This is a genomic window from Winogradskyella arenosi (genome assembly GCF_003337305.1).
Lineage (GTDB): Bacteria > Bacteroidota > Bacteroidia > Flavobacteriales > Flavobacteriaceae > Winogradskyella > Winogradskyella arenosi.
In genome coordinates this window covers 1-2,577 of sequence record NZ_QPJO01000017.1, presented here as the reverse complement: position 1 = coordinate 2,577, position 2,577 = coordinate 1, and the positions used below count along the sequence as shown (strand labels likewise).

Below are 2,577 nucleotides of genomic sequence, written 5' to 3'. Positions count from 1 at the left end.
TTTCGGGACAGCACGAGATATTTGCAGAAAACGCAACGACCTTTGTGCGTTTAGTTCTCCAAGAAAAAGTTTTTCGAGCTAAAAGTTAATAGATATAAAACTAAATTTCGGACAGCATTTCAAATTGTAAATACTAACGAAAAAACACTCGGCACGTATTGTTGCTAACGGTCTTGTGTATGATTAGTTGCGTTGTTTCAGCAGTGAATTTACTAAATAAAGTACGAACGGCGAAATTCCGGAGGAATTTCCCAAGTGAGCCAAAACTAGCAATTAATTATACACGTTGTTAGCCACAGTTTTTCTTTCGGAATATAATTTCCAAATAAAATAAGATAGTCCTAAAAACCTAACTAAATAATTTAATTCAGTAGTCCAATTGAATTGTGATAAGAATTTATAATTTGAAAATTCTAAATCAGTTTTATCAACAAGGTATTCAGAAACTAAAAAGCTATTTCCTGAAACTAAAAACACTAATAAAATTCCAATTAAAAAGAGTATGTAAATGTTCTTTTTAGTAGGAATTTTATTCTTTATTATTCTGTTGTAAATTGATATTAAGATTAATATAGACAAGAAGCCAAATAGAACATTAATGCCTAATATTATAAATTCGTTTTCTATTTTCAATAGTGTGTATATCCAGGTAAGTATTGAAGTCAGAATTATATATACCTTTTCAAATACTAAATAGCATAATACACTTGAAATTCCAACTTTCAAAATTCCAGATTCCTTTTCTAAGTTTTGTTTTTCTAATGAGCCTAACTTTATCAGATAGAATATTAGTAATGCAATTGAAACAAATAAGAAGAAAGCAATTGACCAAGATAATTGATTAAAATATGCTTCTTTAAATGAGCCAAGTTCTGAGATTGACATAAATTGATTTCTATAAATATCAATTCCTTCTCTAATAAAAGTCAGAACTATTAATCCTATAAATAAGGAAAATATGATTTTGAAATTCGGAAGAATTGATTTTAGTATGCTTTTATTAATAGAAATTATCAAAATAATAATTGGTAAAATGCCAGTAATAATTCCGCTTAAAGTCAAAAGCATTATTTCATTTTCAATCTGGAATTTTAAATTAAGTAATAGTAATAATTTTATTAAAATATAATGACTTACTCTTAAAATCAAATAGCATAAAATACTAAATGTTCCAATTTTTAGTATGTCATTTTGTTTCATTTGCGTTCTGATTTTAAATTGTGGCTAACGTGTTTGTGTATGATTAGTTGCGTGGTTGAGCGAGTAAGTTAGCAAATAAAAACCGAATAGAAAATACGTGAGTATTTTCGTAAGTGGGCAAGAACCAAGCAATTAATTATACACGGTGTTGGCATTTCGTTGTTTTTTATTTCTAATTTTGGGCTAAATTCTCAATTGAGTTCACTTTATATTAAGTAATACCATATCAAATTCGGAAAAGCTACAATGCTCATTATTAATAGCAACAATGATAGTAAAATTAACAATACTCTTATTTTCTTTTGATTAAGTGCTTTACTTTTATAACTCAAATATAAACCAATGACACCAAATCCAATTGCAATTAATTTGAACAAAATAGTATCATATTTTCCTTTTCTTGCAAAAGGTGCTAAAATTCCATCTATGAACTGACTTTCGAAGTCTATATAATTTAAGTAAGTAATTATAAAATAGTATAACCAGCCAAAAATTAGAACAATGATTGTGTAAATTGAATGACTTTTTTTTCCTATTTTCATTTTCGGTTGTCTAATGTTATTTCAAATTTATATGAACCAAATATTTCATTATGTTCTTTGTCGAAATTTAGAAGCCTATTTTTAATTTCATTTCCTTTTGAGTCAATTTCCAGCAGGTATTTGCCGCTTTCAAAGTTTTCAATTTCGGTCGGATTAGTTAAATCCAAATTTTGAATAGTAGTTATTATAAACCTATTTGAAACTAAAACGTCATCAAATTTTAACTTGTCAACAATAATTATATTATCCTCCAATTTATAAGTTCCATACTGATGCACTTTAGTAGCCCAACTACCACTTTTAATTATATATTCTCCGTTTTCTTTAAAATCAGCGTAAACTCCGTGATTTTGGGCTTTGATTAAAGATGGTAAATTTAGTTTTTTCTCAAAATGATAATAAATTCCGAAGTTTAAAAGGATAAATCCGATTCCGATTGATGTTGGCAGATAACTAATCGCTTTTTTGTTATTTCTGTAATCTGTATAATTTCCAATTATAGTTTTATAGAAAATGACAGAGAATGAAATTCCTAAAATCAGATAAAAGAATATTCTAAATAAATTATCGAATTGATACGAGTAGTAAAGTACAATTGCAAATAGAATTCCAATAATTGATAGTGATGTTATTCTCTTCAAAACTTAATTTTTGTGGTTTCTGTATTATACTGATATAGGTTGACCTTTTTTTAGGTTAATTTATACCGTTCAAAAGATTTTTTTAGCCGTTTAGAAGGCAAAAAATAATTTGAACTAGGTCTGTTTTTAAATCGTAAGTTCAGGTAAATTTACATTATTTTTCTGATAGGATTTGTATTTGATGTTTGGATTCA

General features: G+C 26.9%; 3 protein-coding genes. All 3 read right to left on the bottom strand.

Features of this window, described 5'->3' with window-relative positions:
* Positions 1 to 273: 273 nt before the first annotated feature.
* Positions 274 to 1,200 (bottom strand): hypothetical protein, encoded by a 927-nt coding sequence (locus DFQ08_RS15950; RefSeq protein WP_114311036.1) that lies wholly within the window; start codon positions 1,198 to 1,200, stop codon positions 274 to 276.
* Between the two features lie 206 nt (positions 1,201 to 1,406).
* On the bottom strand, positions 1,407 to 1,742 hold the full coding sequence (locus DFQ08_RS15945) for a hypothetical protein (protein ID WP_114311035.1): 336 nt from the start codon (positions 1,740 to 1,742) through the stop codon (positions 1,407 to 1,409).
* Positions 1,739 to 2,383 (bottom strand): hypothetical protein, encoded by a 645-nt coding sequence (locus DFQ08_RS15940; protein WP_114311034.1) that lies wholly within the window; start codon positions 2,381 to 2,383, stop codon positions 1,739 to 1,741. Before DFQ08_RS15940 ends, DFQ08_RS15945 begins: the two co-directional genes overlap by 4 nt.
* Between the last annotated feature and the right edge of the window lie 194 nt (positions 2,384 to 2,577).

Coding starts and splice junctions, on each gene's coding strand:
- DFQ08_RS15950 (WP_114311036.1), bottom strand. CDS start 1,200: ATGAAACAAAATGACATACTAAAAATTGGAACATTTAGTATTTTATGC.
- DFQ08_RS15945 (WP_114311035.1), bottom strand. CDS start 1,742: ATGAAAATAGGAAAAAAAAGTCATTCAATTTACACAATCATTGTTCTA.